The 2,636-nt window shown below is 71.2% G+C and carries 2 protein-coding genes; both read right to left on the bottom strand.

All coding sequences use genetic code 11. The features are described from left to right. Positions 1 to 401: 401 nt before the first annotated feature. Entirely contained in the window at positions 402 to 1,442 is a 1,041-nt protein-coding gene (locus ACYVE9_RS22195; RefSeq protein WP_461029656.1) for a C40 family peptidase, read from the bottom strand. 267 nt (positions 1,443 to 1,709) lie between these two features. Further along, positions 1,710 to 2,636: NYN domain-containing protein (locus tag ACYVE9_RS22190; protein WP_461029655.1), on the bottom strand; the 927-nt coding region annotated here is incomplete at its 5' end.

The following is a 2,636-nucleotide window of genomic DNA, read 5'->3' as shown; positions in this document are numbered from 1 at the left end:
CACCGCGGCCATCAGGGCCGCCGCGCCGGCGGCAGCAGAGAGCGCGGTGACCCGGGTGCCACGGCCGAGGCCGGGCGGCGGGCTGTGCCGATGAGACCGGTGCGACGCCACGGTTGTCCGCGCTCCTTCCGCTGACACTTCCCGATGCGGGAACTGCGCTCGCAGACAGTAGCCCTGCCGTCACGGCGGGACCAAGAACCGTCAAGGGCACGGAATGTGACGCTGCGTCCCAAACGCAGGTCACCGCCGCGACGAGGTCGGTCGCGACGGTGAAGGATCACTCGGAAGGAGGAGTGTGGGGCTCGTGTCGCCGACACCGGAGGCCACCCGGTGAGTGGTGGCCACGAGTCCGGCGGTCGGCTTCGGCGCCAGGGAGCGGCGACCGGCCGGTGTTCCGGCGGTCAGCCGATGCGGACGCCCCACATGAAGGGCATGCCGCTGCCGCTGATCGACTCGTAGCGCACGCTGGCGCCGGGCTTGGGGGCGTGCAGCATCTGGCCGTTGCCCGCGTAGAAGCCGACATGGCTCAGGTCGCTGCGCAGCAGCACCAGGTCACCGGGGCGCAGGTCGCTCATGGAGTTGATGCGGGTACCGGCGTTGGCCTGGGCCTGGGAAGTACGCGGGATGGAGACGCCGGCCTGGTTGTAGGCCCACGACGTCAGCCCGGAGCAGTCGAAGGAGTTGGGGCCGGTGGCACCCCAGACGTAGGGCATGCCGACCTTGGACTTGGCCGCGTTCAGCGCCGCGCTGCCGCGCTGCGACGCGCTGGCCTGGTTGCCCAGGTCGGTGCGGGCGCTCGTGCGGGTGGCCCGCGCCTCCTCGGCCGCGACGGCGGCCTTCTCCTTCGCCGTCATGGTGTTCAGCAGGCGCTGCGCCTTGGCCAGTTTGCCCTGGATCTCACCCTTCTTGGAGGCGAGTTCCTTGCGGGTGTCGGCGAGGTCCTTGAGCTTCTCGCCGGCCTCCTTGCGCTGCTGCTCCAGCGCGCGCTGCTTGGTCTGGATCTTCTCCAGCGCGCCGATCTGCTTGCTGCTGAGCTGGTCGAGCGTGGCGGCCTTGGCCAGGTACTCGTCCGGGTCGGCGGAGAGGAAGAGCTGCACGGTCGGGTCGACGCCACCGCCGCGGTACTGGGCCGTGGCCACGGCGCCGAGCGCGTTGCGCATCTCGTTGAGTTCACCCTGGCCGCGGGCCACGGTGTCCTGGACCCGGTCGACCTGCTTCTGGAGCTTCTCGGCCTTCTCGTTGGCGCCGTTGTACTTCTCGGTCGCCTGGGTCGCCTCCTCGTGCAGGCGGTCGACCTCTGCCTGCACGCCCTTCTTGTCGGGGTCCGGCGCGGGGTCCGCGGAGGCCGCCTGGGTGGAAAGGGCAACAGCCGCCGCAGCGGTCGCGGTGAGCACGGTCGCGCGGGTACGGCTGGGCTGCTTGGGACGACGGTGGGACGCCACTCGGGCGAGCTCCTTCTTCCTCAGCCGCCTACCGGGGTGGTGGGGGACGTCACTCCCGGCTCCGCGTGCACTCCGCGGACTCGGCGGTTCCTCCGCTGACACCCCGGATGAGTGATCGACCGCGCGAAGGTTCGAGCCCTGACCATAGCCAGGTGGGTGCCGTCCATCAAATCCCCGCAGGCAAAATCTCGTTGCGCGAGCGGATCCTTTACCTACGCCGCACAGGGAGCAACCGGCACCTGACCCTCCGTAGGTGAATCGTGTCCCTCAGGTGCGCGCAAGTCGCTTGAGGAGCAGGGCCGATGCTACCGGCCGGGCTCCGGCCGCGGCGACTCCGTCGGCCACCTCCCGGTCGGTGGAGACCACCACGACCGGACGCCCCTCGGGTTCGGCGCGGGTCAGCCGGCGGATCAACTCGTCGGCGGTCTGCCCCGGTTTACTGAAAAGGACCCTTACCCCCCGAGGTGGGGCGAGAAGTACCGGTGACGCCAGTTCCGCCCCGTCGAAGACACAGGTCACCTCCGCACCCGAATGGGCCGCGAGTACCGACAAACCGCCCAGAAGCCGCAGCCGCTGCTTCTCCAACGGCAGTGAGGGATAACCGGTCTTGGTGACGTTGTAACCGTCGACCAGCAGGTGCACCTGGGGCAGCGCCAGCAGTTGGTCCAGCAGTGCCGGATCGTCCTCCGACAACGCACGCCGCGCGATGTCCCGCGGCGTCATCCGGCCCGGCTCCACCGCCTCCACGGTGTCCGCTGGGTGCTGCGCCACGGGCGGCAACGCCAGTTCCCGGCGCAGGCCCTGGGCCGCTTCCAGCACCGTGTCGAGCAGCAGCCGCACCCGCATGTCCTCGACGCTGCGGCCCTCACGGACCGCCCGGCGGCTGCTCTCCAGCGCGCCCTCCGCCTCGGCGAGCCGGGTCCTGAGTCGGCGGGCCTCACTGTCGGCGGCGGCCTTCTGCGTGGTGGCCCGCGCCTGGGCCTCCTCCAGCAGCGCCCTGGTCTTGCGGACCTCCGCCTCGCCCCGCTTGACGTCGCTCAGCGCACTGCGCAGCCGGCGCCGCAGCGCCTCCGACTCCTTGCGGGCCGCCTCCAACTCGGTGCGACCGCGCTCGCTCTCCTCGCGGGCGGCCGTCCGCGCCCTGGCCAGTTCCTCGCGGAGCCGGGCCAGTTCCCGCTGGGCCTCCTCGCCGGC

The sequence above is a fragment of the Streptomyces sparsus genome (assembly GCF_054776295.1).
Note: the sequence above shows the minus strand (reverse complement) of the source record. Positions and strands in the feature narration are given on the sequence as shown.